Here is a 26,715-nt window from a genome sequence, read left to right as displayed (position 1 = left end):
CGCCATGGTTTCTCTCTTCGAACCGGAAGAAACGGTCGGCCAGGCATGGCACCGGCTGGTCGGCGGCTCCGGCAGCTACCGCCGCCATGCCGATGCCGCCGTCGAGCTGGACGGGATCCGGGCCGGCCTGGGCTTGATGTTCCGGGCGCTGGGCGGCGCCGGCGGAGTCCGCCTGGCGGCTTGCGGGCCTGCCGCCTCCGGCCATCGGCTCGGCCTGCTTCAGCGGATCGGCCTGGGCACGGAGAAGGTGGACATGGCCCGGTTCGACGGGGCGACCCTGGAACTGCCGGCCCGGATCGACTGCTTCCCCGACCGCGCCGACAACGAGGCGCTGTACGAGTGGCTGGTCGTCTGGTTCGCCTGCGCCGAGCCGGTGCCCGTCCCGGAGGATCCCCTGCAAGCCGATGTCGCCCGGCTGCGCGCCGCGGCCGCCACGACCTCGTTCGCGCTCGCCGCCTGGCCCGGCCTGGGGAAGCTGCACGGGCGGCTGTGCCGGGCCATGCTGGATGCCCGCCCGGTGCGCCGGCTGCCGCCACCGGAGGCTGCTGTCGACTCCGCCGTGACGGCGCTGCTGGGCGGGCCGGCGGCCGGGCAGGGCGGGTGCTACGCGATCGCCCGCATCCTCGACCCGACGGTACCGCTGGAGGAGTGGACGGCCGGGCGCGGCTACCGGCGCTTCCTGCCCGTTCCGCTTTGGGGCGAGACGGTGCCTCCCCGGGCCGCGACGCCGCGCGCCGCCCGGCAGGACGGCGAGGGTGGCGACCCTGCGTCGCCCGCCGACGGCAAGCGCCGGCGCGCCGCCCGGCGCGACAGCGACCAGACCCGGCGCAACGATCCGCTGATGCTCAACCGATTCGAGAAGATCATCGGCCTGTCCGAGATGGTGAACATCAACCGCGCGGTCGAGGACGACGATGAGGACGGGGCCCGCAAGGCGGCCGAGGACCTGGACGAGCTGAGCGTCGGCGAGCACGACCGGCGCGCCGCGACCAAGCTGCGCATGGAACTTGACCTGGCGGCGGAAGCGGTCGATCCGTCGTCTCTGGACTCCGGCCTGACCTACCCGGAATGGGACCATGTCCGCGGCGTGCTGCTGCCCGGCCATTGCCGGGTGATCGCCGGGCCGGCCCCGGCGGGCGACCCGGACGCGCCGGAGACGTGGCGGCCCGACGCCGCGGCGCGGCGCCGCATCCGCCTGGTGCGGCGCCAGTTCGAGGCCCTGCGGCCCCGCCGCCAGCGCCTCTCCGCCCAGCCCGACGGCGACGAGCTGGACCTGTCATCCCTGGTCCGGTCGGTCGCCGACCGCCGGGCGGGCGGTCCCGGCAGCGACCGGCTCTACACCGCGGTGCGACCGTTGGCGCGCGACCTCTCGGTGGCGGTGCTGGTGGACGTTTCGCTGTCCACCGACGGCTGGATCGACGGTCACCGCGTCCTGGACGTGGAGAAGGAGGCGCTGCTGGCGCTCAGCCACGGACTGGCCGCGTGCCAGGACGAGCACGGCATCTTCACCTTCACGTCGCGCCGGCGCGAGCAGGTGCATGTCCGCACGGTCAAGGACTTCGACGAACCTATGGGCGACCTGGTGGACCGGCGCATCGGCGCGCTGAAGCCCGGCCACTATACCCGGATCGGCGCCGCCGTGCGCCACGTGGCGAAACGGCTGGCCGAGCGTCCGCACCATCACCGGCTGCTCCTGCTGCTCTCGGACGGCAAGCCCAACGACATGGACCATTACGAGGGCCGCTACGCGATCGAGGACACCCGCATGGCGATCCGCGAGGCCCGCCGCGCCGGGCTGAAGGTGTTCGGGGTGACGGTCGACGAACAGGCGCGGGACTATTTCCCTTACCTGTTCGGCCAGGGCTCCTTCGCGATCTTCCCCCACGTGGCCCGGCTGCCGTCGATGCTGCCCGCGATCTACCGCCAGATCTCCTGCGGCTGAGGCCGTGCCGGGTCAGGCTTTCGGGCGGAAGGCCTTGCAGACCGCCGGATCGGTTTCCAGCCGGGGACCGCCGATCAGGTCGATGCAGTAGGGGACGGCCGGAAACACCGCTTCCAGGCAGTCGGCGATGGCCGAGGGCTTGCCCGGCAGGTTGACGATCAGGCTGCGCTCCCGGATGCCGGCGGTCTGCCGCGACAGGATCGCGGTCGGCACGACCCGCAGGCTGACGGCGCGCATCAGCTCCCCGAAACCGGGCATCATCCGCTGGCAGACCGCCTCCGTCGCTTCCGGGGTCACGTCGCGCGGGGCGGGGCCGGTGCCCCCGGTGGTGACCACCAGGGAGCAGCCCTCGGCATCGCACAGCTCGACGAGCCTGCCCTCGATCTCCGGCCGCTCGTCGGGGACGAGGCGCCTGACCGCGCGCCAGGGCGTGACCAGCAGGCGCGCCAGCTCCCGCTCGATCGCGGGGCCGCCCAGATCCTCGTAGACGCCCCGGCTGGCACGGTCCGACACGGTGAGGATGCCGATGGGAATGGAGGAGGCGGTCATGGGTTCAGCCGCCGCAGCATCCGCCGCAGCACGCGCCGCCCCGGCGGGCGGCGAGGTGCGCGTAATCGATCGAGTAGATCCCCAGCGGCGGGACGATCCCCTGGGCGAGGGCCGCCACATCGGCGTCATCGGCCGCCGGCGGGCAGTTGAGGATCTCGAAGACGGCGGTGCCGTCGGCGGACGGGCCGGGAACGGCGTCGCTGCGGGCGATGGTCGCCCGGCCCTTGCGGTCGATGCTGATGATCCGGGTGGTGTCGTCGCGTGAGGTCATGAAGTTCTTTCCCATTGAATCGGTCGATGAGATGGCCACTCGACCACAGGGCGAGCGGGCGCGACTTGACTTCGGTCATGCGCTCCGGACGCCGGCGCGGGTAGATAACGGGGCTCGGTTCCGTCACCTGGAAAAAGCGCAATGGAACTCCTGATCCTTTCCACCCTGCTCTTGGTCGGCAGCCACGTGGTCCCCGGCCTGCCCGGGGTCCGCTCTTCCCTCGTCGCGGCGCTGGGTCGCCCAGTGTTTCTCACGGCCTACTCGGCGGTTTCTCTGGCGGCGCTCGCGCTGCTGGTCCGGAGCTACGCCGCCGCGGGCGTGGACGCGTGGCTTTACGTTCCGCCGGCCGGGGTGAAGGTCTTCACGGTCGCGGCGATGTCGGCCGCTCTTTTCCTGCTGGTCGGCAGGCTGACGACTCCGGCCCGAACGGCGGAGCCTGCCGGCATCTACCGGATCACCGCGGTTCCCGGAAGCCTCTCGGTCCTTCTCTGGGCGCTGCTTCACCTGGCGTCGCTGGGAGAGGCGCGGCAGGTGGTCGTCTTCGCCGGCATGGGCGCCATCGCCCAGTTCTCCCTGGGCAGGAACTGGCATGCCGCCGGCTCCGCGCGGCGCCGGGCCGGCATCGTGCCCTTCGCCGGCATCCTGCTGGGGCGCGAGAGGCTCGCCTGGAGCGAGATCGGCTGGGCACGGCCGCTCTTGGCCGTCGTTCTTTGGGTGGCGCTGCTGCTGCTACATCCCGTGGTGATCGGCCCCGACCCGCTGGCCTATCTCTGACATCTCCGGGCGCCCGCCGCCGATGAAAACGCCGGGCGCTTGACCGCTGTCAAGGGACGCCGGCGCCGATGCCGCATGATGGCGGCGAGATCACCCGGAGTTGACGATGAGCGTGACGTCCTTCCCCCTTACCACCGACATGCTGCTGGCCGAAGTGATCGCCGGGGACGGCGAGGCGATAGGCCGGCTGGCCGGGCTCAACCCCGTCTTCGCCGTCCTGCTGGAGCCGGAGCACAGGAACGCCATGGCCGGCCAGATCCGGTTGGGCGAGGCGGCCCGCATCGCGGAGGTGCCGTTCGACATCCTCTGTGCCGTGCTCGAGGGCCGGCTGTCCGCAGCCGAGATCGGCCGTCCCGACACTTCCGGCGATGCCGATCCCGCCGCACCGGACGGAGACTGGTTCGAGCAGGCCGAGCGCCGGTCCGCTCCCCACCTGGACGTGCGGCCGCTGCTGGCGTCCGGCCAGGATCCCTTCGCCCACGTCATGTCGACCGCGGCGCGGGTACCGCCCGGGGGCTTCATGGTGGTGGACGCGCCGTTCGACCCGGCCCCGCTGCGCCGGGTGCTCGCCGGCAAGGGCTTCACCTCTCTAGGCCGGCAACTGGGCGCGGGGCACTGGCGCATCTGCTGGCGCCGCGAGGAACCGGCCGGGCTCGAAAACGAGGCGCAGCCGTCGGTGCCGCAGCCGCGCCGGGGGCCGGAGCCGTGGCAGGCGGCGGACGGCACCCACCTGGACGTGCGCGGTCTCCAGCCGCCGGAGCCCATGACGCGGGTGCTCGACCTGATCGACGCGGGCACCGCCGAGCGCCTCGTCCTGCACCATGACCGCGAACCGGTATTCCTCTTCCCCATGCTGGCCGAGCGCGGCTGGTCCTGCCTGACGGTCGAGCACCTGGAGGGCGAGGTCCGGGTCACGCTGGCGCGGGAGGAGTCGTGATCGCGCCGGGCGGGCTCGCACCGGGGTCCCGGCTGCTCCCGGCCTCGATCCCGTTCCGTTTCCTGGCGGCGGCGTTGCTGTTCCACCTCGTCGGGTGGACCGCGATCGCCGCCGCGGCACCGGTCCTCGCGGGAGCCAACGGCGGGCTGGGCCTGGAGGTCGCGGGCCTTCACCTGATGACGCTCGGCGTGCTGACCGCCGCCGCGATGGGCGCCGGGTTCCAGTTGCTGCCGGTGGCGATCCAGGCCGACCTGCCCGCCGTTTGGCCGTGCCGGCTGGCGGGCTGGCTGCTGCTGCCGGGGGTCGCGGCGCTGGGCTGGGGCATGGCGACGGGCGATCTCCTGCTGCTGGGGATCGGCGGAAGCGCCGTCGCCCTGGCGCTGGCGGTGTTCGCCGTGGTGGTCGGCATGGCGCTGCGGCGCGCCGATTGCTCCAGGCCGCAGGTCCGGCCGGTCGTGCGCCACCTCTGGGCGTCGCTGGCCTGCGTCGCGGCGCTGGCGGTGCTGGGCCTGGCGCTGCTCGGCGATTTCGCGCACGGCTACCTGGACGATCACCGGACCGTCGCGGCGATCCATCTCGCCGTCGCCTGCTACGGCTTCCTAGGCCTGCTGGCCGCCGGCTTCGTCCAGGTGCTGGTGCCCATGTTCGCCCTGGTCGGGCCGCAGCCCGAAGGCCGGGTCAACCTCGTGCTCGGGCTTGCCGTCGCGGGGCTGCTGCTGGCCGGCGCGGGGTTCTTCGCCGCCGCGGCCGCCATCGGTCTCGTCGCGGCTTGCCTGCATGTCCACGGCATGGCCGGCCTGATGCGCCGGCGGACGCGGCGCGATCTGGGGTCGTCGTTCCTGCTGATCCGGCTGTCCTGGGCCCTGCTTCCCGCCAGCCTGGTGCTGGGCCTGCTGCTGGGGCTCGACCTGCTTCCGGCCTGGGGTCCGGCGCTCTTCACGCTGACGCTGGTGGGCGGGTGGCTGCTGAGCCTCGTGCTCGGCATGCTCCAGCGCATCCTGCCCTTCCTGGCTGCGATCCACGCCGCCCGCGCCGGCCGGCGCATCCCCAAGGTGTCGGAACTCGGCGCCGGTCCGGTCCTGCATGTCCAGGCGGCCCTCCACGCCGCGGCTCTCGCCGGCGTCGGGGCGGGCATCGTGCTCGACCTGGAAGTTGCGATCCGGACGGGGGCGCTGGCCGGGGCGGCGGGGGCGGGCGCCTTCATCCTCTACGCGATCGACCTGTACCTGCGCATCGGCGACCTGCCGCGCGCCCGGGCCTCCGCCCCGATCGCCAGGACCAGTTCCGGAAAGGCCGGCTCATGAGCACCGACATCCCGACTTCATCCGACACCCCGGTCGCCGCCGCATGGCAGGCATTGGACCGGGTGTTCGATCCCGAAACCGATCTCAGCATCGTCGAGATGGGCCTCGTCTACGGGGTCGAGGACACGGCGGACGGCCTGCTGGTGCTGCTCAGCCTGACCCATCCGAGCTGTCCCATGGGCGGGCTGATCGTGGAGCAGGCGGAAGCGGCCCTGGCCGGCATCGCGGCGCCCGGCCGCCCGGCCCGGATCGAACTGACCTTCGAGCCGCCCTGGACCCCCCACCGGATCACGGAGGACGGCCGGCGCCGGTTGGCCGGGGGATGCTGACGGCGAGGGCCGGGCGCCGTCATGCCTCCGCTTTGTGCTGAAAGCTTGCGCCTGCCCATGCTTTCCTGCTCAGACGACCCTGATCGCTCCCGGATACTGAGCAACCATGCGGTCGGCGGTCAGGAGAGTTGCGCCTTCCGTGTCAGCTTGGGCGATCAGCATTCGATCGAATGGATCCTTGTGCAGTGGCGGCAAGCGGCGAACCGCGAGGGCATGTTCACCGGTGATGGCGATCTCGCGGTAGCCGGCATCAAGCAGGCCACGTCGCAAACGCCGCGGTTCGACCTGGAAATCGTCTCGACCCAAGCCGCCCTTGATGACGATTTCCCAAAGGGACGCTGCGCTGAAGGCCAGGATATTGCCGGAGTCCTCGATCAGGCCTCGCGCCTCGGCCGACAGCTTCCCCGGATGTCCCGCCGCCCAAAGCAAGAGATGGGTATCGAGCAGCAACAGGGTCACGCCCCGTCCTCGAACATTTCCTCGATCCGGTCCCGGCCCATTCGATCGAAGTCGTCCGGCACCGTGATCTCTCCCGCCATGAAGCCGACCCGCGGGGTAACAGCGAGATCGCCGGCTTCCAGGGGGACTACCTTCGCCAGTGGCTTTCCGGCTTTCGCGATCACGAATGACTCACCCCGCGTCACTTGCTCGACCAGCCGTGACAGGTGTGTCTTCGCCTCATGGATGTTGACGGTGCGCATGATGGTGCCCGTTGAACTTAGTTGCCTTAGTTTAGTTCAGGCCGGTGCGTCATGCAATCGGGATCGCGGCGTTTCAGATCGCACCGCGCCATCCCTTCGGCGGGGGCATGGCCGGTTCTCATCGGCGCCCCGAAACCGAACTGCGGATCGAGGCGCGCGGCAGAACCCCGGACCCCGCCGCTCCGGTCGCGTTTGCGTCCCCGCCTCAGCACCGCACCTCCGCGCCCTGGCGGGTGTAGAACCACCAGGTGCAGACGATGCAGCTCAGATAGAAGGCGATGAAGATCTCCAGCGCCAGGACCGGGCTGCCGGTCAGCGAGATCGAGGTGCCGAACAGCTTGGGAATGAAGAAGGCGCCGAAGGCCGCGATAGCCGAGGTGAAGCCCAGGACCGCCGCCGCCTCGCGCGACGCTTCCGCCGCCGCCTTGACCGCCGCCACGCCGTCCGTGCCGTTGGCGCGCCGGCGCAGCGTCAGGAAGATCGCCGGGATCATCTGGAAGGTTGAGGAGTTGCCGACCCCGGACGCCGCGAACAGGACCATGAACATCGCGAGGAAGCCCCAGAACCCGACGGACTTGTCGGGGAGCTGTGATCACCAGCGGCACGACGAACTGCACGACGCTGACGCCCAGGTTGCCCAGGCCGGCGTTCAGCCCCAGCGCCATGCCCTTCTGCGCCTTCGGGAAGAAGAAGCTGATGTTGGACATGCTGGAGGCGAAGTTTCCTCCGCCGAAGCCGCACAGCAGCGCCAGCACCAGGAAGACGGAGTAGGGCGTCGCCGGGTCCTGGACCGCGATGCCGATGCCGAGGGCCGGCAGCAGCAGGCTGGCGGTGCTCAGCGTGGTCCAGGCGCGGCCGCCGAAGATCGGCACCATGAAGCTGTAGAACAGCCGAAGCGTGGCGCCGGACAGGCCCGGCAGGGCCGCCAGCCAGAAGAGCTGGCCGGTGTCGAAGGCGAAGCCGATGGCCGGGAGGTTCACGACGACGACGCTCCAAACCATCCAGACGGCGAAGGACAGCAGCAGGGCCGGGATCGAGATCCACAGGTTGCGCCGGGCGGCCCGCTTGCCGCTTTCCGCCCAGAAGGAGGCGTCCTCCGGACGCCAGTCGGTGAGCACGTGGCCCGGAGTCCGGACCGCGGTTTGGTCTGTCATGATGGGGATCCTCGTTTCAGGCGGTGCGGCCGTGGGGGAGCGGGCCGCGGGAGACCGGGACATCGGCGGGCGCATGGACGGAGGCCATCGTCACGCCTTCGGCCAGCTCGACCGCCGAGGTGAAGCCGAACAGCATCTCGTGGGCGTGCCAGGCCGACGGAGCGAGCCTTCCGGGAAGATCGAGGTGCCCGTGCCAGATGCCGATCCACAAGGGAATCCAGGACACCGTCAGGCCGGCGGCCAAAAAAAGGAGGGACGGAAGCCGAGGGAGAAGAGGACGAGGCGCCTGGAGCGATCGCTAGAGCCGCCGAAGCCGGAAACGACTATGCCGAAAATCCTGAACTCGAAGCCGCCGCATGAGATCATGATCTCTTCCCCGTGCCCGCCTCGGCTTGACCACGGTCAAGGGAACCGCCGGCCAAGTCCGCGTTGACAGCAACTCGCAAGGGCATGGTCATGGGAATCTGGTCGGCGGGCGGAGGCTCCGACACGACCGGCATCCAGGCAGATCATCGTCACTGCTGTCAGAGAGATACGGTTCCAGCGATAATGCCTCTTGATCTGATCAAAGGACTGTCAGATGTGACAAACTTACGGGGAATCGGGGGACGATACAGGAGTGGCCGCTCCGGAGTGAAGATCTACCAGGGAGACTTTCAAACATTGGCCAACAAGCTTGCAGGTCAGCGCGCAAAGTTCAGCAGGGGGAGGGCCCTGTTCTATACCGCAGACGACGACAGCCAGCGCCTGCGGGCCGTCAGGCTCATGGCGGAGGTCCTGGCGCACGCCCCGAAGGCCGGTTTCTCGGAGGACGAGGTTACCCAGGGTGCGGAAATCCCGAGAGAGGTGCTCAAGTTCGATCCTGTCGCGCTCGATCTCGAACCTGAGACCGGCGAAAGCGACGATCAGGCCGTGGCGTCTCTGGCCAGGAACATCGACGTCACCGATGTCGTCGAGATCGGCGAAGGCGCGGAGTTCGTCTATGCCTACGGCTATCGATGCGCACCGGACCGCCTCAAGATCGGGAGCACGGTTTCCGACGTGACCGCGCGCGTTACTGCCCAGATCGGCACCGGCACGCCTGACCGGCCGCGCCTGATGCTGACGATCAGGACCCACGATTGCAGAGCCCTGGAAAGGGCGTTGCACCATATCCTCCGCTTCAAAGGCAGGCATGTCACCGGAGCCGGCGCGGAATGGTTCATTACCACGCGTGATGAGGTCAGAAGCCTGTACGACCGCATCGTTTCCTAGGGACCTTCCAAGAATCCTGAGGAACGGCACCGTCAGATTGATCGCCCGGCACGGGCGATTACCTCGCCAATCACCCGTCCCGGGCGGTGCATGCCGCTGCCGAAAAGCGACGGCAGGTGCCATGGTCCGCTCCGCGGAACGGGGCGTCGCCAGCGGCACAGCAAACGATCCGGTGCTGGTGCCGGCCGGGAGTGCTGGGAAAACAAGGCTTTGGGAAGGAAACTGGTTGGGGGACTAGGATTCGCCGCCCTGTCAGACAATCATCTCCTGGCAACACCGAAGGCGCAGCGGCGTAAAATCGACCCCCTCGTACGCGACGGCCTTGAGCTTCCCGACCAGGGCGGGGTAGAGCTCCCGGGAGCCGTAGATCCCGCGCACCCCCTCGCTGGCGGGTCCCATGAGCAGGTCCTGCTCCTGGTCATTGAGGCCCGCGCGCCTGATCGCATCCTTGAAGGTGTGCCGCAGCGAGTAGAGCGCCGTCACCGCCGTCTTGACTTTGGCCCGATCGAGGAACCCGTGTTCACGATTGAAGAACTTCGACGAGGTGCCCGAGTAGGTCCCGTCCGAGCCCTTCCGCCAGTCCGAAAAGATCCGGGCGTCGCCGCGCGCCCGCGCTGCCTGGACGTGATGCACGAAGCCGCAGTCGATCAGAACCGGATGCAGCGGGATCAATCGATCAGCGGCCGGTGTCTTGATGTGCTTGTCGTCGGGCCGGTCGTCGAAATCCGAGTCGGATTCGTTGAGCGTATCGACGGTGGTGACGTGGAGGCAGGGCCAGCCGTTCTGCTCCTTGAGGTCGGTGACCAGCAGCTGCCCGGCTTCCTCCGGCCGCATCCCGGTGAACAGCATCAGCAAAGGAAGCCAGAACCGCCATCCCGTGTCGCGGTAAATCCCCGGCATGTTGGGACGCGCCGCGGACCGGGAGCCGGTGAACAGGGGCATGGACAGGATGAGATTGACTTCGGCGATGCTGAACGGTCGCCTTTTCCGCCGGTTCCCGCGCGCCCGCGCAGTTTTTTTGGAAACCACCCTGACATCCTTGAAGATGTTCACTTCGGCTCCGCGGTTGCCGACGGCGAAGTCCCACAGCTGGCGCAGGAAGGTGATGTAGCCGTCGTTGATCGTTTCGCGCTTGAGGACCGGCAGCCGCTCAGGCTCGGGTCGCCGCAGGTTGTCCTCGCGCGCCTGCCGCATGCTTGGCCTCGCGTGTTCCGGGACGGGTACCTGCTGGTCCGCGGGAAGTCGGGCATTGGCGCGGCGCGCCCCGCGCAACGCCCTGGTCTCGGGACCGCGCATCGAGGTGGCCCGGGCGGGGACCTCCTGCATGCGGTCCTTGTACAGGATGGCGTCGCGAATCGTGTACTGCCACATCTTCTTTGCGCCGCACATGTCTTCGAGCGTCCGCGCCGCGACCCTGTACTTCTCGGCGGTTTTCGGTTTCAGGTCTTTCTCCCGGATGATCCGCTCGACGTAGGCGACGGGGCTCTCGTCGGCGTGGTCGGGCGCCTGCTCGGGACGGCGCGGCGCGGGCGCGGCACCGGCCGAAACGGCAGGGGCGGGATCCGTGGTCACCGGTCCGGCCGGCGGGGGCGCCGCCGCGGACGCGGGGACGGGAGCCGGGCCGGCGCCCGGGAGGGGCTGTCCCCGGAACAGCGGATCGGCCGGCTCGCCGTGAAACACGGCGCGGCTGCGCTCGGCGCAGCGGGCCGCGGCCTCGATCTCGGCGCGCATCAGGGTTTCGCAGACGGCGTCCATGTCGTCCTGGTCGGCGGCCTCCGCCAGCCCGTGCCGCGCCAGCAGGTCCTCGGCGTTCACCCTGATCTCGCGGTAGTCGCCGATCGCCAGCTGTGCCCGGCGCCGCCGCAGGACCTGGTCCCAGTCCACCGGGTAGGGCACGCCGTCGTCGACGCCGTGGCTCCGCCCGAAGGCCCAGCGTGACCGCCGGTCCTCGTCGAGCCGCGCGGCGTAGAACGCGCGGGCCAAGTTGTCGATGTCGGTCTGCGGCAGCATCGGGTGGGCACGGAGGACGGCGAACAGGTTGCGGGCGAGGTGCCCCGCGACCTGCATCCTGGCGACGGCCGTCGCGCGCTCGGCGGTGCCGAGGGCGCGCTTGAGTTCAGCCCGGCCGAGCCGTGCCGCGAGGTCGCGGGGTACCCGGACGCGGATGTAGTACCGTGCGCCGCGGCGCGTCAGATAAGTCGGTCGTCCCATCGCTTTCGAAAACCGCTCCCCTGCCGGCGGCCGGTGCCGGGCCGGAGCCCCGGTGTGTACCGGCCGTGTGTACCAGTCCAGCGGGGCGGCCGCCCGGCGGGCCGCGGATTTGCAGGGATTCCGGCGGTTCTGCGGGGCGAAGTGGCGGAGAGTCCCACCCTATCCGCCACTTTCCCATGACACAGCTCGTCAACTGCCCCACCGAGAAAATTGCGGTGGCGTTCCGCCGTCGCCGATCGAGCCCCTTCCGTCCCTGGGACTTAACCTGCATCAACGCACGGAAATCGTAGTTCGCCTATGGTTACCGGCCCGGGATCTGGCACCGGGAGGTGCGGGAAGGAGGGAGGTCGGGACTATGGCCACGAAGAAGATCGAGCAGGTGGAGTGGCGCCGGTACTTCGACACCAACGGCGGTGCGCTGCATGGCCGGAAGGCAACGGTCCAGGTGATCGGGCCGGATATCGGAGCCCAGCTCGCGGCGCAGGGGCTCCCGATCGTCGGGGTCACCTATGATTCGAAGGATCAGCTGCTGGAGATCGCCCTGGACGGGCTGGATCATCTGATCCGGCATCCGCAGGAGATCTATGTCGACGAATCCCCCCATGGGGCCATGGTGTTCGAAGCCGTCGACGGAGAGGGTCGGAAGCACATCGTCCAGGTGGCCGGGGCATAAGCCGGCCCCGGACCGGACTTCGTTCGCACAGACATGCATTTATCCAGGGAGGGCGCGATGACCCTGACGGAAGAGGAACTGCGACGGGAACGTGACGAACACCTGCTGGTCGCCGACGCGATGGCCTCGGTCCGCCTTTTCCGGGCCATGTTCGGAGACGGCGAACAGACCCGCGAGTGGATCAGGGAGCTGGCGAGAACGATGTACCGGGTCGGTTGCCGGGAGAGGCACGGCGAGCGGGAAACCCTTCTCGCCACCACTGCCGACGCCATCGCCAGGAGCTATCTCGGCCGGTCCGTCCGGGAGCTGGAATGGCCGCAGGCGGGCGGCTGATGCCGCCCCGGCGGACCAGACGGCCTCAGCGGAGATACGCTTCCGACGCGTATCTCCGCATCATGCGCTGGCTGTTGAACTGGCTGGCGATCTTGCTGATCGACTGCTTCATCATCCAGACCCAGCGCGCCCGGTCCCTGTAGAAGAGCGGCAGAACATCGGCTTCCAGCTTCCGGTAGAGATCCTCGGCGTCGTCTCCGGCGGTGCCGAGGTCGGCGTCGCCGATGGCCCAGCCGGTCGTTCCGTCGATGCACGCCTCTATCCACCAGCCGTCAAGCACTCCCAGGTTCAGCACGCCGTTGAGTGCCGCCTTCATGCCGCTGGTCCCGGACGCCTCCAGCGGCGGCAGTGGCGTGTTCAGCCACACGTCCGGGCCGGAGATGAGGGAACGGGCCAGGTCCATGTCGTAGTTGGGCAGGAAGACTACCGGCACGTCACCGGCCAGGGCGTCCCGGCAGCGGTGGAGCGCTTCGATGATGCGTTTGCCGCCCTCGTCGCGGGGATGGGCCTTGCCCGCGATGACGACCTGGAAAGCATGCCCGCGCGCCAGCGCCCGAAGCCGGTCGAGATCGGTGAAGAGCAGGTCGAGGCGCTTGTACCCGGTCATCCTCCGGGCATAGCCCAGCGTCAGGACATCCGGCGCCAGGCGGGTTCCGGTCTCCTCGGCGATGCGGTCCAGAAGGGCCAGCTTGGCCTGCCGGTGGGCTTTCCAGACCTCCCCGTCGTCCAGGCCGTCGGCCAGCATCAGCGCTTCGGGCTCGTGGCGCCATTGGGGGAAGTGGTCCTGGTAAAGCCGCGCGAAGCTGTCGCAGGTCCAGGTCTCGACATGGACGCCGTTGGTGATGGCATGGACCCGGTAGCCGGGGAACAGCTGCCGCGAGATCTCCGCGTGCCGCTTGGCGACGCCGTTGACGTAGCCGCTGAGGTTCAGCGCCAGCCGGGTCATGTTGAGGCAGTCGGGACCCGACAGCGCCTTGAGCGCCGGAATGTCGAGGGTGCCGTCCAGCTTGCGCATCACCAGGTCGTAAGGGAACCGGTCGTGGCCCGCCTCCACCGGCGTATGGGTGGTGAAGACGCACTGCTGCCGCGCAATGTCCGGGTCGAACCCGGCATGGTCCGACGGGCCGCCGTTGGGCCGGCGGTGCCCGTGCAGCAGCTCCATCGCCAGCAGGGCCGAATGCCCCTCATTCATATGGTAGGTTTCGATATCGAAGCCGAGCGACCGCAGCAGGCGATAGCCGCCGATGCCCAGGACGATCTCCTGGCTCAGGCGGTAGGCGTCGTCGCCGCCGTAGAGGCTGGCGCAGATGTCCCGGTCCTCCGGCGCGTTCTCGTCCAGGACGGTGTCGAGGAGGAGAACGGGGATTTCATAGCCGAGGGTTCCCCGGTGACGGTACAGCCAGGGCTGGATCCAGACGTCCCGCCCCTCGATGACGACGGCGACCTTGGCGCCCAGCTTCCGCGCCCAGCGGTCCGGTTCCCACGGGTCCGGATGCTCGACCTGCCGGCCCCCGGCGTCGATCTCCTGCCGCAGATAGCCCATCCGGCTGATCAGGGTAACGAACACTACGGGAAGCTCCAGGTCGGCGCAGGACCGCACCGTGTCGCCGGCGAGGATGCCGAGGCCGCCGGCATAGGTGTGGATTTCGGGGCGGAGCGCTATTTCCATCGAGAAATAGGCGATCCGGCTGCGACGCGTGAACTCGTCGATCATGGGTCTCTCCTCGTCTTTCCGTCCGGCGTTCTCCGTGCAGCGGCGAGCAACGTCATCGCATCCGGTCACGGACGGCCTTGATCGAGGTTAAGGCGCCCGCGGCTGACCCGCCTATCCTCCCCGACGGCATAAAAGGGTATTATAGTAGGGGAGGCGGCGATGCCGGACGAGGCCTATATCCGCTGGTTTTCCGAACTGGGACGCGAGGACGTCCCGTCGGTGGGGGGCAAGAACGCCTCGCTCGGCGAGATGTACCGGAACCTGAAGCCGCTCGGCGTCGACGTGCCCGACGGCTTCGCCCTGACCGCGGACGCTTTCCGCGACGCGCTGACCGAGGCGAGGGCTTGGGACGAGTTGCACGGCCTGCTCGACGGGCTGGACAAATCGGATGTCGCCGGCCTTGCCCGGGCGGGGGCTCGGGCCCGGGAACTCGTCTATGCCGCGGGGCTGACTCCGCGCATCGAGGCGGAGGTGAAGGCCGCCTGGCGCAGGCTGCTGTCCGAGTACGGCGAGGGACTGACGGTCGCGGTCCGCAGTTCCGCCACCGCCGAGGACCTGCCCACCGCCAGCTTCGCCGGCCAGCACGAAACCTACCTGAACGTGGCCGGGGAGGCGATGCTGCTGGACGCGGTGCGGCGGTGCCACGCCTCGCTGTTCACCGACCGCGCGATCTCCTACCGGGTCGACCAGGGCTTCGACCATTTCAAGGTGGCCCTCTCGGTCGGGGTGCAGAAGATGGTGCGGTCCGATCTTGCGGCGGCCGGGGTGATGTTCACGCTCGACACGGAATCGGGGTTCCGCGACGCCGTCTTCATCACCGGCGCCTATGGGCTGGGCGAGACTGTCGTCCAGGGGGCGGTCGATCCTGACGAGTTCTATGTCCACAAGCCCACCTTCCGGGACGGCTACCGGGCGGTCCTGAGGCGCCGGCTGGGCGAGAAGCAGGTGCGGATGGTCTACCGGCCGGGCCGCTCGCGGGAGGCGACGCGCGTCGTCCCGACGCCCCGCGCCGACCGGGAGCGGTTCTGCCTGACCGACGCGGAAGTGCTGCGGCTCGCCGGGATCGCCATCCGCATCGAGGACCACTACTGCCAGCCCATGGACATCGAATGGGCCAAGGACGGGCTGGACGGCGGCCTCTACATCGTCCAGGCACGGCCGGAAACGGTCGCCTCCCGCGGCAGCGCGCTGGAACTGGAGAGCTTCGTGCCGGAGGGGAAGGGCAGGCCCCTGGCTTCCGGCCGCGCCGTCGGCGGGCGCATCGCCTGCGGCCCGGTGCGGGTCGTGACCGACGCCCATCACCTGGCGTCGTTCCGCCCCGGCGAGGTGCTGGTCGCCGACACCACGACGCCGGATTGGGAACCGGTGATGAAGACGGCCGCCGCCATCGTCACCAACCGGGGCGGCCGCACCTGCCACGCCGCCATCGTCGCGCGGGAACTGGGGATCCCCGCTGTCGTGGGGGCCGAGCACGCGACCGAGGCGCTGGCCGACGGGCAGACCGTGACGGTATCCTGTGCGGAAGGCGATACCGGCATTGTCTATGACGGCGTCGTGCCGTTCCGGGTGGAGCGCATCGACCTGACCCGGCTGCCCCGGCCGCGGACGCGCATCATGGTAAACCTGGGCAACCCCGACCAGGCGTTCCAGACCGCGCGGCTGCCGGTGGACGGCGTCGGGCTGGCCCGGATGGAGTTCATCATCGCCGAGTCCATCAAGGCGCACCCCATGGCGCTGATCCACCCGGAGCGCGTCGAGGACGACGAGGAGCGCGGCCGGATCGCCCGGCTGATCCGGCAGCACGCGGACGGCGGGGCCTATTTCGTGGAGCGCCTGTCGGAAGGGATCGGGACGATCGCCGCGGCCTTCTATCCGCGCCCGGTCATCGTCCGCCTGTCGGACTTCAAGACGAACGAGTACGCGTCTCTGGTCGGCGGACGGTGGTTCGAACCGGTCGAGGAGAACCCGATGCTGGGCTTCCGGGGCGCCGCGCGCTACGCCCATCCGGCCTACGAGGAGGGGTTCGCCCTTGAATGCCGGGCGCTCGCCCGCGTGCGCCGGGACATGGGGCTGACCAACGTGAAGATGATGGTGCCGTTCTGCCGACGGCTGGACGAGGCGGAGCGGGTGATCGGGGCGATGGCGCGCCAGGGGCTGGAGCGGGGGGCCGACGGGCTCGAGGTCTATGTCATGTGCGAGATCCCGAACAACGTGCTTCTGGTGGACGAGTTCTCCAAGCTGTTCGACGGCTTTTCCATCGGTTCCAACGACCTGACCCAGCTTACCCTCGGCGTGGACCGGGACAGCCCGCTGGTCGCCTTCGATTTCGACGAGCGGGACCCCGGCGTCCTCGCCTTCCTGCGGCAGGCGGTCGAAGGCGCGAAACGGAACGGGCGGCCCTGCGGGATCTGCGGGCAGGCACCGTCGGACTACCCGGAGATCGCCGAGTTCCTGGTCCGGCTCGGCATCGACTCCATCAGCCTGACGCCGGACAGCGTGCTGAAGACGCTGCGCGCGGTCGTGGAACTGGAGCAGGGGCTCGGCCGTCCGGCCCGGGATGCCGGGTGACGGGCCGCCTGCCGCCGGTGCGCGACGGATGCGCGCCGGCGGCCCCCGGGTCAATGGGCCATGAGGACGGGAACGTCCATGTAGTCCAGCACGGTTCGCGTCGCCCCGCCCAGGACCCATTCGCGGAGCCGTGAGCGGCCGAACGCTCCCATCACGATCAGGTCCGCCGAAACGTCGCGGGCCGCGTCCAGGATCGCCGAGCCCGCGTCGGCACCGGAGACGTCGGTGCGGCGCAGCTCGGCCGCGATCCCATGGCGCTTCAGGTAGGCCATCACGTCCGGCTCGGGCCGGGGAGTCACCGGTGGCAGCTTCTCGCGCTCCTCGCTGCCGGACAGCACGACGACACGCTCCGCCCCTGTCAGGAAAGGCGTGCCTCGCATCACGGCGTCCGCGGCCTGGGCGCTGCCGTTCCAGGCGACCAGGACGGACTTGCCCGTGTCGAAGAAGGGGCCGGTGGACGGCACGACCAGGATCGGGCGGCCGGTCGGCACCGTCACGATCTCCTCCACCACGCCCCAGCTTTCGCCGGGTTCGGTCTTGCCGACGACGACCAGCTCCTGCAGGCGGCTGACGATGGCGATCAGGTCGGCGGCGTCGCCCTCGTAGGCGCTCCAGGCGAGATCGACGCCTTCGCGCTCCGCCAGGGAGCGTATCCGCCGTTCCGCCTCGGCGGCCGCCGCGTAGTCACGCTCTATCAGCGTCTGCAGCGGCGCCGAGTTTTCCGTCAGGATCGCCCGCATCCGCGCGACGTCCTCCAGCGCGTAGAGGCAGGTGACCCGCGCATCGAACCGCCCGCCGAGCCGCAGGGCGACCTCCACGGGTTCGATCGATCCGTAGGGACGGACATGTGCAAGAATGTCCTGGAAAGCCATTGCCGTCATCCTCCCTTGGAACCTCCGGAGCCTTCCGCAGGTGCGTTTCCGTCGACTCTAGGCGCCGACGCGACGGCTTGCCTTGATCCAGGTAAATGGCGGTATCGAGGGACCGGGTCGGCTCGGGATGATCATCGCGCCCCTCCGATCGTTCCAAATGAAACAAAGTACTCTCAGGCGTTCGCCAAGGGTTGTGCAACGTAATATGAATGCATGAAGGGCGTAATCCTTCAGCGATGCAAGACTCCGGGAATTAATGGTTCTGCCAATTCGTCATCCCGGCGATAGGGGCCATAGGGAGACGCTTATCGCATGTTTTCGATGACCGGGCGAAGCGGCTGAATCTCAGTCGAAGGTTCGACTATCGCCAGTTCCCGCCGACATGGTCGCATGACAAGCGGTCCGGAAGAAGTCACCCCTACAGTCTGATCCTTCATCTCAACGTTCCCCGGTGCGGGAGCGATACAGAGGATTTGCCTATGCGCAGCCTGACAAGTCGTTCTTTCACGACCGTCGTCAAGACGGCACTTCTGACATCGGCGACCGTCATTTCCCTTTCGGGGGCCGTCCAGGCGCAGACCGCCCCGTTCGCCCCGGTAGAGGTCGAGATCGAGGGCAGGATCCAGTACATGGACGCGACTGGACGGACCATGACGGTGATGGGAACGGTTATCCATGTTCCGTCGGATGCGAAGATCTCCACACCGACGAACCCGAACATCAGTTGGACGGACGCGGTGACCGGCAACCTTCCGGGAAAGCCGATGGGGTTCCTTAACGGGACAGCGATCGTCATCGGTGAAAGCGACGGTGTGAAGGTCACGGCCTCCGACATATCGCTGAACCCGGAGGAGAATGTGGCTCTCGGCTACATCACCCAGAACAGCGGCGGCACGCTCAAGTTGGACGGCATGGAAATCGTCCTGATGCCCCCGCGCGCCGGGACCAACTCGTTCCCCGCGAACAAGTCGCCTTTCGATCCCCGTGTCCCCGGCAACCCGTTGAAGAACGACTTCGGGTTCCCGCTCGCGCGCAACAGCATCGTCCCCGGCACGCCCGTGGCCGCGGAAGGCTGGTGGTCCGACGAGGACAGCAAGCTCTACCTGTGGGATCTGGAGGTGACGGGGGGCGAGATCACGAATCCGACGGTACCCAAGATCAGCATCCTCCGGGCGCAATGCAGGCAGCGTGCTCCGAACGACATCGAACTGGAGGTCCGTGGCGCCACCTACATGGGAACCACGGCATCGCCCGCGGCCGGTATCGAAATCTTTCGCGTCGCAGGCAATGGGCTGGCGCGATTCGTCTACCCGATCAATGTGACGTCGGTTCCCGACGCCGAGGACGGACGGTTCGCCCTTTACCGGGTCGATGCGCGCCTCACCAACGCGCAAACCGGCTCCCAGGCCGGCGACGGCTGCCCTGCCACGATCGCCGCCCGGCTGCTCGATCCGAACACCCGGCGGCCGGTGACGACCACCAATGCGAACGGCGCCATCGTCAACATCCAGGCCACGTCCGACGTCGACAACCGCATCGACTGAAACTGTATCGGCACATCGGTGAACTTCTTGAAGGCCGGGCTCGTCCCGGCCTTTTTCCTGCCGGTGGTATGCCGCGGACACGCCGTCTAACGTTCGGAATAGCCGGGACAGTACGGGGCAGTATCGTCGGGATGTACCCCATGAAGATTCAAAAATTCCGGGAATAACAAACTTTCCAGTTCGTCGTGTAATTAACGACAGCTATCCGGGAGGTTCTGATTGCATCTTGCTGATCGATCGGTGATCCGTTGCAGTCCTGTTCGGGACGGCATCGATCGCAGCGGCGACCGCCTTGTCGCTGGTTGAGCATTCGACTTCCCGTCACTTCTCTTCTTCTTGCCAAAGCTCCTGGGCAGCCATCCAGGGGGTATCAATACGGCAAATCGGCCTTTTAGAACTTCATCAAAGCACTCCAATAAATGGAGTGATACCAAGGAATTGAATATGCGCAACTTTGGTAAGTCCCTGCTTCTGACGACCGCACTCCTGTCTCCGGGCCTGCTCGCAACGACGGTCATGACGACGCCGACGCCGGCCTTCTCGCAGGCAGTACCCGGACCCCAAGACGTGGAGATCGAAGGCGAGATCGAAGGTTTCGATACGACACCCGCAGGCGTGCATCGCATGAAGATCATGGGCGTCTGGGTCAACATGACGTCGGCGACCAGGATCACCAGCATTTCGGGGGATCTGTCGATCTCTCAGCTGAAGAGCACTGACAAGATCCCGGGCTTCACCAAAGGACCGGGATTCATCGGCGGGACCGGCATCGTGACCGGGACCAGCGTCGCCGGCCCGCCCGACGCCGCCGGCAATCCGACCGGGATCGTCACCGCTGACACCATCTTCGCCGACACGGCCGAGAACGTCCTTCTCGGAACCGTTCGGAAGAACAGCAATACGGCAAGGGACAAGTGGTTCGATATCGAGGGCAGCAAGGTTATCCTCCTGCCGAGCACTTCGACCGCCAATTCTTACCCGGCGTACCCGAAAACCAACGGCCTGTATGAGAACGGCTCCTCGACCCATCCCCTGTACGATGAACGCTACAAGGGCTCGCCGATCATGAATGCTTATGGTTTCCGTATCAAACCGGTCTCGATCGGGCCGGGCACCTTCGTGGCGGCAGAGGGGCATTACGGCATGGTGAACGGGCAGAAGGTGTTTCTTGCCTTTACCATCGAGGCCGATGCCGGTGAACTGGTCAACCCCGATGCACCCGCCGTGAGTATCCAGCGGGCCCAGTGCCGCCAGCGCGACGCCAACTCGATCGATCTCGAAGTCCGCGGCAGCATCCACAATCCAAATGCCACCAACGGTGCCACGGGCAACGTCAATATCTTCAAGCCGGCCCTGGACGGCGTGGTACGGGCGGATTACGGGACCGCTGCAGCGGTGGCCGACGTGCAAACCTTCGGTGTCTATGATTATGACGCCCGGATCACGACGACCTTGGGGTGCCCTGCCAAGGTGCGCGCCCAGTACACCGTGAACGGCCAGACCGTCGGGGCTCCGCTCACCGATGTCGAGATCCGCATCGACTGATCCCACGGGCGCGGATCGGATGGTCCGGCAAACCTGATCGAAGCATTCGAGGGAAACTGAGGGGGCACGGCTTGATCAAGCCGTGCCCCTTTCGCTTCGCATGGCTGCGCGGCGAGTGTCCAGCTTACCGGCAGCAGGCCGGCCGACAATACGGCCGGCCTGTCTTGATGAACCCGGTGGCGCTGATCGATGACCTGTCCCGACCGTCAAGCCGCCGGTATCGGGGAGCTTACATTCCCGGCAGCAGTTCATCGCGAGATGCGGCGCAAGCAGGGACCTGGGCCGGGCATTGCCCTGGAGCGGGTCACGTCGGCGCCTGCGGAGCCGAGCGCGTACTTGTGCATGAAGGCGCTCCGGAAAGGAAAGAAGCCCGGGCCGGGCGGTTGCCGCCTGGCCCGGGCTTCCGCCCGATGGATCGTCCTCGCAGCTCCGTTTACTTGATCGGCAGGCCGTTGATGTTGCGTGCCATGTCGAAGAGGTTGCCGGTGTTGGACGGGCACTTGTCGGAGGGGTAGCCGGCCGCGCCGGTGGCGTTCAGCACCCGCAGCCGGTCGGCCAGGCGGCCGTCCGCCTTCACGGTATCGGGCTTGTGGCCGTCGGGGACCAGGAGTTCGGGGTGGTCGAAGGGCGCGCGCGAGCACCGGACCCGCTCGTCGGTCAGCGACTGCATGAAGGCCACCAGCGCATCCTGTTCGGCCAGGGTCAGGCCCAGCGGGGTCACGTCGGGGGACTTGGTGGCGCTGCTGAAATCGCCGCCGCGGTTATAGAAGGCCATGACCTGCTGCAGCGTGGCCTGTCCGCCGTTGTGGAAATAGGGGGGCGTCAGCGCCACGTTCCGCAGGGTGGGGGTCTTGAAGGCGCCGTTCACGGCCAGGCGCTCGTCCCTCAGGTTGATGCCCGGCGGAACGACGTCCCCTTTGCAGCCGACGAGTTCCTGCCCGGGGAACGGAACCTCGAAGTCGCAGGCGTTGATCAGGAAGGAGTCGAGCTTCCGCCCCTGGACCCACTGGCGGGAGAAGGAGAGCGGCTTGCCCCAGGCATCCGTGCCGCCGACACCCAGATCCTCCTGCACCGGCCGGACGCCGATGTTGTAGAAGCCGTTGTCATAAAGCGAGGGGTTGCCGTCGCTCATGGGCATGCGCTCGACCAGCTTGGGCTGCTTTCCCGGAGTAGAGACATGGGCCGCCTTCGACATCAGCGGGCCGTCGTGGCAGGCGATGCACTTGCCCTTGCCCTCGAAGATCTCCTTGCCGCGCTGCTGCTGCGCGGTGAGCTGGCCGCGGTCGAACGGGCTGTCGTCGGAGATGAGCGTGGCCTCGTACAGCATGACCGAGAGGCCGAAGAAGAGCGGGAAGTTAAGCTCCATCTGGGTGTAGCCGTTGGGATCCTTGACCAGGCTGACGGACCCGTCTTCGGGGTTGGTCACGAACTTGAAGCGGTCGGGCGATCCCCAGAAACGCTTGGCGAATGCCCGCTGGATCATTTCGCCGTAGGTGTGCTTCAGGCCGATCTTCGAAGCGCTGATGATGTCGCCGACCGGGCCGCCCGATCCGAACAGGCTGTCGCCGATGTGGACCGTCTGGAGCTTGAGCGCCTGTTGGGCCATCATCTTGCGGCCGATATCGGCGAAGGTCCGCGCGGTGCAGGACATCTCGAAGTCGCTGAGCAGCGGACCCACCGCCTGCGACGCGGCGCTCGCGTTCTCCAGCCGGACGTTCTGCAAGGCGACGGAGCCGTCCGGCTTCAAGACAAGCAGGCGCGCCGCCGGATCGTTGCGGATGTCGCGCCGGCCGAACACGCCGACGCCGCTGAACAGGTTGTTCGCCCGGCCGTCCCAGAAGTTACGGTGATAGAACACCGCGTTGATGACGGTCGGCGAGTTGCGGGGCTCGACCTTGCGCGTGCCATGGCCGAGGACGTTGAACACCTCGTCGGTGGTCATCCTGCAACGATCGGTATTGGTGGCCCGCGGCCGCTGCTTGGGCCGTTCGATCGTGCCGACATAGTCGCCGGCGAAGGTGCCCGGCGACGCCGACACGTCGTTGGTGTCGAACAGCACCTTGCTCTTGGCGTTGTTCGGGTTCTGCAGCTTGCGGAACGGGAAGTCTTCGGGCTTCAGGGTGATGTTGGGGCCGGCGGGCTGGCCGGAGCCCATCAGCCCGGTGCCGGCCGTGGAGCCGAACATCTTGTCTCCGGCGTTGAGGCCGGGGTTGAGCTGGTTGGTCACGCGCGGATCGGCCCCGGCCCGGAAGTGGCAGCTGGCGCAGGCCACCGTGTCGCTTCCGATCTGCTGGTCCCAGAACAGCGCCTTGCCGGCGGCCTTGGCCCAGGCTGCGTTCCTGACGATGCCGGTCAGGTCGGGCATCGGCGGTGCATAACCCTTCAGGGATGCCAGGGGACGGTCATCAGGTTCGTTGACGTCGATGACCTCGTCGTCGGGTTCCGTGTCCTCGATCTCGTCGATGATCTCGATCTCGTCGGCCGGATCATCCGACACGGTCTGAGCGACCGCCAGCGACGACCAGAGGCCTGTCACCGTCGCAGCGGTAATGAGACATGTCGAGGCTGACAAGAGCCAGTGGCGTGGGGCGAGCCGCATGAATGACGTTTCCCTGAAACCGGTTCAACGGGTGCGTCTATGCCGGTTTACGGACCGGGGACGCGTTCAGGGGGATGACGATCCATCGACGACGAAATTCCCGGCACTTGTCCTTTTATTGGGCTTATATCTATCCGGATCCGGTCGGGCTACTTCGGGATACTCTCCCGTGACCCGGGTACCTGTTCAGGTTGGACCTGACGGCATGTCGGCAGCGGCCGCAGGGCTGGTGCGCCTCCCGTCAGGTTTGATCAGGACGTCTCAGAAGAGGGGGCCCGGTTCCGGCTTCTGCGACGGTTCCCGCGGATCCCGTTCGGCGACTTCGGACACGGTGGGCGTAACCTCCACCCGCTGCTGGTCGCCCGACCGCTTCAGGTAGACGACGGCCTGCACCGCGTCAGATCCGAAGGTCACCCTTTCGCGGTCGATCGCGACGACGCGCCAGCCGGCGAGTTCGTCCCCCGGCGCGACGCGGCGGGTCCGGCCGGCGTCGGCGTCCATGACGACCGCCACCGCCCGGGCCGACGAGACGGCAACGCCGAGAACCTGCGGCACGGGCACGTCGGCCTGGGCCGGCTCCGCCTCCGCGGCGGCCTCGGCCGCCGACGGGACGTGGGGGCGCCGTCCGGGCGTGAAGGCGGGCCTCTGCAGCAGCTCGTCGATGTCGGCGGCGACCTGGCCGCCCGTGTCATGGGACCGAACCCGCTCCGCCTCGAACGATGCCGGCGGAATGTTCACCGCCGGCTCTTCCGGTTGCCAGCCCAGTCCCTGGGCCAGCACCATGCCGCCGGCTGCCATGGCGAACAACGACATGAGAAGGGGGGAGGAAGGGCTCATTACTTGCGGTCCTCGATGGCCAGGATGTCGAAATCCGCCTGAATGTCGATCCGGGGGGGCTCTGCGGACGGGTCTCCCCGGCTGGAATCGGCGGCGATGTGAAGGCTGCGCACGGCGAGCGACGGATCGTGCTGCTGGACGGCACCGAGAAGCCTTGCCAAGGATGCCTCGTCGCCGGCGGCCCTCACGCGGATGCCCAGCTGGACCGCATCGTGCTCGCGCCGTGCCGGCACCGGCTGGATGCTGCGCTGCTGGATTCCGGATTCCGCCACGAGCTTCTGGATGAGCTTCTGGAACTCGGCGGACCCGAGAGCCTCGTTCTCGATGCGCAGGATGCCCTTGCGGCTGCCTGCGGCGTCCTGCGTTTCCTGCAGCGTCTGCTCCAGCACGGGAATCCGCTTAACCGCGGCAGTCAGGCGCGCCCGCCAGGCCGCGGCGTCGGCCAGCCTGGCCTGGGCCGCCTCGAAGCGGTCCAGCAAGGGAATGACGACGAGATTGACCGATCCCATGACCAGTGAGACGAGGATCGTCAGCGCCAGCAGCTTCGAAAGTCGGGGTGAAATGGTCAAGGTGTTCATCGGCCCTCCGGTGCCGCACGCTCCAGCTCGAAGCTGAGGGAGAAATCCTCGCCCGCATCGCCCGAGGGGACGACTGCCGTGCGGAAGACCGGGTTGCGGAAATGGGCCGACCCCTCGATCACCTCGGCGACGCCGGCGGCCGATCTGGTCGAACCGTCGATCTGCACGGTGCGACCGTCGAACCGGAAGCCCGTCAGGTAGGTATCGTCGCCCGTGATGCGGGCCAGTTCCGCCAGCAGGACGAGCGGAACCTTGTCGGCCAGAAAAGCGTCCAGCGCCTGCTCGCGGGCAGCGATCTCGGAGATGCGGCGCTCCAGGTCGCCGGCCTTCGCGGCCTTCAGGCGCAGGTCGGCCACCTCTGCTTCCAGGGTCTCGGCCGTCGTCTCCAGACGGACCAGGGGAACCAGGACGCCGGCCAGGGCCGCGCCCAGGCCGATCGCCCAGCCCAATGCGACGATCCGGCCGGCGCCGCCGGCCGCGGGCCGGGCGGCGCCGAAGCCGAGATCGACGGTGCCCTGGGGAAGGTCGACCGACAGGGACCCGATGGAGGCCTCGGCGTCCGCCAGGATTTCGCGGATCGGGTCGAGCAGGCGTTTCGGAACGCAGATCATGTCCAAGACGAGCCGCCGGCCGGCGGCGTCGCGCTGCCGGACGCGATACCCGAGATGGACCTGGTCCGCCTTGAACGGGGTTCGCCGGTCGACCTCGAAGCGAAGGGCCTGGAGGGCCGAACGCTCCGCGGCGAGCGGCAGTTCCACCGGACAGGTGACGGCCCGGCCCGCCGCGAAGACGACCGCGATGCGGCGGCGCTTCAGCAACCGCTTCAGGGCTTCCCTGTCATCCGGCGCTAGCGGCAGGGAAAAGGTCGACGATGAGCGGGCCGAACGGCGGACGGTGATCGCGTCCGCCGCAAGCTCGACGCGGAGGTCCTTCGACTGCACCAGGGTACGGAGCCTGCGCGGCACGAGGGAGCTCAACTCGCCGGTCCACCAGCGCCAGCCCTTCAATGCGGTCTCTGTAAGCGTGCCAGTCGCGGCCATGAACAACTTCTCCAATCGCGATCATCCGCCGTGTCGTGTCGACGGCGATCAGCCTTCATTGATCAGGTCGGTGAGGCGCTTGGCAAGCTGTTCGGGCGACATACTTGGGTAAATATATCGGACAACTTGGCCCTCTTTGTTCAACAGGTAGATGTGCGTGGTGTGCGCCATCGCCATGTTGTGGAGCCGTGTCGCGTCGTCGGAGGCCGACCGGATCCTGATACGCTCGCCCGGCTTCCGCGGCTCGTTCGCCGGCTCCGAAGCGGCTGCCGCGGTGCCTGCGTCGGCGGAGACCGGAGTGACCGGAGTCGTTTCCTCCCCGTGCTGGCCGTGGCCAGCCGAGCCATGGCCAGCATGCGAAGTCGCCTCCGCGGCGTCATGGCCACCGGCGGGCTGCTCGCCTTCCTTGGCAAGCTGGTTCTGCATCACGTAGTCGCGGCGGACCCGGTACTTCGCCGCGACTTCGTAGATTTCCCGCCGGTTGCCGGACAGGCCGATCAGGCGCGGATGCTGCTTGGCGACGAAGGAGGCGAGTTGCTCCGGCCCGTCGTTGCGGTCGTCCACGCTGATCATGGCGATGTTGACCTGGTCGGCCTTGTCGGCCATCAGGTCGACCGCCATGCCCAGCTTGGTGCCGATGATCGGGCAGATGTCGTCGCACTGCGTGTAGCCGAAGTAGAAGGCGGTCGCCTTGCCCTTGAAATCGGCCAGCGTCACCTTGCGTCCGGTATGGTCGGTCAGGCTGAAGTCGCCGCCCAGCTGATGCGGCTCGGGCCAGCCGCTGTGGGCGCCGTATCCGCCGTGGCTCGCGGAAGCCGCGGCGGCCTCCGGGGTCGCCGCTTCGGAATGTCCCGCATGGCCGCCTTCCGCCCGGGCGGAAGGCGCTGCGGTGCCGAGCCAGAGGGCGGAACCGCCCGCCAGCAGCACGGCCAGGATCGCCGCCCGCCCGGCACCCTTCGGCAAAGTGATGGTTCGCATGCTCGAAA

25 protein-coding genes are annotated in these 26,715 nt (G+C 68.1%); 11 read left to right on the top strand and 14 right to left on the bottom strand.

The window, feature by feature from the left end:
• The first annotated feature begins 4 nt into the window (after window positions 1-4).
• Window positions 5-1,942, top strand: coding sequence for a nitric oxide reductase activation protein NorD (locus tag JL101_RS13060; protein ID WP_203095467.1), 1,938 nt, complete (start codon window positions 5-7; stop codon window positions 1,940-1,942).
• Between the two features lie 12 nt (window positions 1,943-1,954).
• Here JL101_RS13060 and mog read toward each other — a convergent pair whose 3' ends face one another.
• Together mog and JL101_RS13050 are read right to left on the bottom strand one after the other, a co-directional pair.
• Complete coding sequence (gene mog / locus JL101_RS13055) at window positions 1,955-2,491, bottom strand: molybdopterin adenylyltransferase (RefSeq protein ID WP_203095466.1); 537 nt, start codon at window positions 2,489-2,491, stop codon at window positions 1,955-1,957.
• Window positions 2,492-2,495: 4 nt separating this feature from the next.
• Entirely contained in the window at window positions 2,496-2,762 is a 267-nt protein-coding gene (locus JL101_RS13050) for a hypothetical protein (RefSeq protein ID WP_203095465.1), read from the bottom strand.
• A 141-nt stretch (window positions 2,763-2,903) separates the two neighbouring features.
• Between JL101_RS13050 and JL101_RS13045 the strand changes: the two genes are divergently transcribed.
• The 4 genes from JL101_RS13045 to JL101_RS13030 all read left to right on the top strand — a co-directional run bounded on the left by JL101_RS13045 (window position 2,904) and on the right by JL101_RS13030 (window position 6,106).
• Window positions 2,904-3,536 carry an NnrU family protein gene (locus tag JL101_RS13045; protein ID WP_203095464.1) on the top strand — a complete coding sequence of 211 codons (633 nt, stop codon included), beginning with the start codon at window positions 2,904-2,906 and terminating at the stop codon, window positions 3,534-3,536.
• Window positions 3,537-3,642: 106 nt separating this feature from the next.
• Complete coding sequence (locus JL101_RS13040; protein ID WP_203095463.1) at window positions 3,643-4,473, top strand: DUF2249 domain-containing protein; 831 nt, start codon at window positions 3,643-3,645, stop codon at window positions 4,471-4,473.
• Window positions 4,470-5,777, top strand: a complete 1,308-nt coding sequence (locus JL101_RS13035; protein ID WP_203095462.1) for a hypothetical protein — start codon at window positions 4,470-4,472, stop codon at window positions 5,775-5,777. Before JL101_RS13040 ends, JL101_RS13035 begins: the two co-directional genes overlap by 4 nt.
• On the top strand, window positions 5,774-6,106 hold the full coding sequence (locus JL101_RS13030) for a metal-sulfur cluster assembly factor (protein WP_203095461.1): 333 nt from the start codon (window positions 5,774-5,776) through the stop codon (window positions 6,104-6,106). The genes JL101_RS13035 and JL101_RS13030 overlap by 4 nt, the downstream gene beginning before the upstream one ends.
• A 69-nt stretch (window positions 6,107-6,175) precedes the next feature.
• Here JL101_RS13030 and JL101_RS13025 read toward each other — a convergent pair whose 3' ends face one another.
• From JL101_RS13025 to JL101_RS13010, 4 genes are read right to left on the bottom strand one after another with little or no spacing between them, the layout of a single operon-like run.
• Window positions 6,176-6,565: a type II toxin-antitoxin system VapC family toxin gene (locus JL101_RS13025; protein WP_228435433.1), complete on the bottom strand. Its 390-nt coding sequence runs from the start codon at window positions 6,563-6,565 to the stop codon at window positions 6,176-6,178.
• A complete protein-coding gene (locus JL101_RS13020; RefSeq protein ID WP_203095460.1) occupies window positions 6,562-6,807 on the bottom strand; it encodes a type II toxin-antitoxin system Phd/YefM family antitoxin in 246 nt (81 codons plus the stop codon). The genes JL101_RS13025 and JL101_RS13020 overlap by 4 nt, the downstream gene beginning before the upstream one ends.
• A 26-nt stretch (window positions 6,808-6,833) precedes the next feature.
• Window positions 6,834-7,961, bottom strand: coding sequence for an MFS transporter (locus JL101_RS13015; protein ID WP_323374728.1), 1,128 nt, complete (start codon window positions 7,959-7,961; stop codon window positions 6,834-6,836).
• Between the two features lie 16 nt (window positions 7,962-7,977).
• Entirely contained in the window at window positions 7,978-8,205 is a 228-nt protein-coding gene (locus tag JL101_RS13010; RefSeq protein WP_228435432.1) for an NnrS family protein, read from the bottom strand.
• 389 nt (window positions 8,206-8,594) lie between these two features.
• On the opposite strand from JL101_RS13010, the gene JL101_RS13005 reads away from it, so the two are divergent.
• Window positions 8,595-9,215, top strand: coding sequence for a GIY-YIG nuclease family protein (locus JL101_RS13005; protein WP_203095458.1), 621 nt, complete (start codon window positions 8,595-8,597; stop codon window positions 9,213-9,215).
• A 252-nt stretch (window positions 9,216-9,467) separates the two neighbouring features.
• On the opposite strand, the gene JL101_RS13000 is transcribed toward JL101_RS13005, so the two are convergent.
• A complete protein-coding gene (locus JL101_RS13000) occupies window positions 9,468-11,426 on the bottom strand; it encodes a site-specific integrase (RefSeq protein ID WP_203095457.1) in 1,959 nt (652 codons plus the stop codon).
• A 355-nt stretch (window positions 11,427-11,781) separates the two neighbouring features.
• Here JL101_RS13000 and JL101_RS12995 point away from each other — a divergent pair, with 355 nt between their 5' ends.
• Both JL101_RS12995 and JL101_RS12990 read left to right on the top strand, forming a co-directional pair.
• Window positions 11,782-12,099: a DUF5335 family protein gene (locus JL101_RS12995; protein ID WP_203095456.1), complete on the top strand. Its 318-nt coding sequence runs from the start codon at window positions 11,782-11,784 to the stop codon at window positions 12,097-12,099.
• Between the two features lie 57 nt (window positions 12,100-12,156).
• Window positions 12,157-12,432: a hypothetical protein gene (locus JL101_RS12990; protein ID WP_203095455.1), complete on the top strand. Its 276-nt coding sequence runs from the start codon at window positions 12,157-12,159 to the stop codon at window positions 12,430-12,432.
• Between the two features lie 25 nt (window positions 12,433-12,457).
• On the opposite strand, the gene glgP is transcribed toward JL101_RS12990, so the two are convergent.
• Complete coding sequence (glgP, locus tag JL101_RS12985; RefSeq protein WP_203095454.1) at window positions 12,458-14,146, bottom strand: alpha-glucan family phosphorylase; 1,689 nt, start codon at window positions 14,144-14,146, stop codon at window positions 12,458-12,460.
• A 159-nt stretch (window positions 14,147-14,305) separates the two neighbouring features.
• Between glgP and ppsA the strand changes: the two genes are divergently transcribed.
• Complete coding sequence (ppsA, locus tag JL101_RS12980) at window positions 14,306-16,714, top strand: phosphoenolpyruvate synthase (RefSeq protein ID WP_203095453.1); 2,409 nt, start codon at window positions 14,306-14,308, stop codon at window positions 16,712-16,714.
• A gap of 50 nt (window positions 16,715-16,764) precedes the next feature.
• Here ppsA and JL101_RS12975 read toward each other — a convergent pair whose 3' ends face one another.
• The gene (locus JL101_RS12975) at window positions 16,765-17,586 is read right to left on the bottom strand and encodes a universal stress protein (RefSeq protein ID WP_203095452.1); all 822 of its coding nucleotides are present in this window, start codon (window positions 17,584-17,586) and stop codon (window positions 16,765-16,767) included.
• 479 nt (window positions 17,587-18,065) lie between these two features.
• Between JL101_RS12975 and JL101_RS12970 the strand changes: the two genes are divergently transcribed.
• Window positions 18,066-19,130 (top strand): hypothetical protein, encoded by a 1,065-nt coding sequence (locus JL101_RS12970; RefSeq protein WP_203095451.1) that lies wholly within the window; start codon window positions 18,066-18,068, stop codon window positions 19,128-19,130.
• A 444-nt stretch (window positions 19,131-19,574) separates the two neighbouring features.
• The gene (locus tag JL101_RS12965) at window positions 19,575-20,675 is read left to right on the top strand and encodes a hypothetical protein (RefSeq protein WP_203095450.1); all 1,101 of its coding nucleotides are present in this window, start codon (window positions 19,575-19,577) and stop codon (window positions 20,673-20,675) included.
• A 433-nt stretch (window positions 20,676-21,108) separates the two neighbouring features.
• Here the strand turns inward: JL101_RS12965 and JL101_RS12960 are convergent, their stop codons facing one another.
• The 5 genes from JL101_RS12960 to JL101_RS12940 form a co-directional block, all read right to left on the bottom strand.
• Entirely contained in the window at window positions 21,109-23,172 is a 2,064-nt protein-coding gene (locus tag JL101_RS12960) for a cytochrome-c peroxidase (protein ID WP_203095449.1), read from the bottom strand.
• A gap of 363 nt (window positions 23,173-23,535) precedes the next feature.
• Complete coding sequence (locus tag JL101_RS12955) at window positions 23,536-24,111, bottom strand: hypothetical protein (RefSeq protein WP_203095448.1); 576 nt, start codon at window positions 24,109-24,111, stop codon at window positions 23,536-23,538.
• Window positions 24,111-24,689, bottom strand: a complete 579-nt coding sequence (gspM, locus tag JL101_RS12950) for a type II secretion system protein GspM (protein ID WP_203095447.1) — start codon at window positions 24,687-24,689, stop codon at window positions 24,111-24,113. Before gspM ends, JL101_RS12955 begins: the two co-directional genes overlap by 1 nt.
• Entirely contained in the window at window positions 24,686-25,729 is a 1,044-nt protein-coding gene (locus JL101_RS12945; protein ID WP_203095446.1) for a PilN domain-containing protein, read from the bottom strand. Before JL101_RS12945 ends, gspM begins: the two co-directional genes overlap by 4 nt.
• A gap of 48 nt (window positions 25,730-25,777) precedes the next feature.
• On the bottom strand, window positions 25,778-26,707 hold the full coding sequence (locus tag JL101_RS12940) for an SCO family protein (protein ID WP_203095445.1): 930 nt from the start codon (window positions 26,705-26,707) through the stop codon (window positions 25,778-25,780).
• Window positions 26,708-26,715 lie beyond the last annotated feature (8 nt).

It is taken from the genome of Skermanella rosea, from assembly GCF_016806835.2.
GTDB lineage: Bacteria > Pseudomonadota > Alphaproteobacteria > Azospirillales > Azospirillaceae > Skermanella > Skermanella rosea.
The sequence above is the reverse complement of the archived record's forward strand: the minus strand, read 5'-3'. Positions and strand labels throughout refer to the sequence as shown.

Coding starts and splice junctions, on each gene's coding strand:
- JL101_RS13060 (WP_203095467.1), top strand. CDS start 5: ATGGTTTCTCTCTTCGAACCGGAAGAAACGGTCGGCCAGGCATGGCAC.
- mog (WP_203095466.1), bottom strand. CDS start 2,491: ATGACCGCCTCCTCCATTCCCATCGGCATCCTCACCGTGTCGGACCGT.
- JL101_RS13050 (WP_203095465.1), bottom strand. CDS start 2,762: ATGACCTCACGCGACGACACCACCCGGATCATCAGCATCGACCGCAAG.
- JL101_RS13045 (WP_203095464.1), top strand. CDS start 2,904: ATGGAACTCCTGATCCTTTCCACCCTGCTCTTGGTCGGCAGCCACGTG.
- JL101_RS13040 (WP_203095463.1), top strand. CDS start 3,643: ATGAGCGTGACGTCCTTCCCCCTTACCACCGACATGCTGCTGGCCGAA.
- JL101_RS13030 (WP_203095461.1), top strand. CDS start 5,774: ATGAGCACCGACATCCCGACTTCATCCGACACCCCGGTCGCCGCCGCA.
- JL101_RS13020 (WP_203095460.1), bottom strand. CDS start 6,807: ATGCGCACCGTCAACATCCATGAGGCGAAGACACACCTGTCACGGCTG.
- JL101_RS13015 (WP_323374728.1), bottom strand. CDS start 7,961: ATGACAGACCAAACCGCGGTCCGGACTCCGGGCCACGTGCTCACCGAC.
- JL101_RS13000 (WP_203095457.1), bottom strand. CDS start 11,426: ATGGGACGACCGACTTATCTGACGCGCCGCGGCGCACGGTACTACATC.
- JL101_RS12995 (WP_203095456.1), top strand. CDS start 11,782: ATGGCCACGAAGAAGATCGAGCAGGTGGAGTGGCGCCGGTACTTCGAC.
- JL101_RS12990 (WP_203095455.1), top strand. CDS start 12,157: ATGACCCTGACGGAAGAGGAACTGCGACGGGAACGTGACGAACACCTG.
- glgP (WP_203095454.1), bottom strand. CDS start 14,146: ATGATCGACGAGTTCACGCGTCGCAGCCGGATCGCCTATTTCTCGATG.
- ppsA (WP_203095453.1), top strand. CDS start 14,306: ATGCCGGACGAGGCCTATATCCGCTGGTTTTCCGAACTGGGACGCGAG.
- JL101_RS12975 (WP_203095452.1), bottom strand. CDS start 17,586: ATGGCTTTCCAGGACATTCTTGCACATGTCCGTCCCTACGGATCGATC.
- JL101_RS12970 (WP_203095451.1), top strand. CDS start 18,066: ATGCGCAGCCTGACAAGTCGTTCTTTCACGACCGTCGTCAAGACGGCA.
- JL101_RS12965 (WP_203095450.1), top strand. CDS start 19,575: ATGCGCAACTTTGGTAAGTCCCTGCTTCTGACGACCGCACTCCTGTCT.
- JL101_RS12955 (WP_203095448.1), bottom strand. CDS start 24,111: ATGAGCCCTTCCTCCCCCCTTCTCATGTCGTTGTTCGCCATGGCAGCC.
- gspM (WP_203095447.1), bottom strand. CDS start 24,689: ATGAACACCTTGACCATTTCACCCCGACTTTCGAAGCTGCTGGCGCTG.
- JL101_RS12945 (WP_203095446.1), bottom strand. CDS start 25,729: ATGGCCGCGACTGGCACGCTTACAGAGACCGCATTGAAGGGCTGGCGC.
- JL101_RS12940 (WP_203095445.1), bottom strand. CDS start 26,707: ATGCGAACCATCACTTTGCCGAAGGGTGCCGGGCGGGCGGCGATCCTG.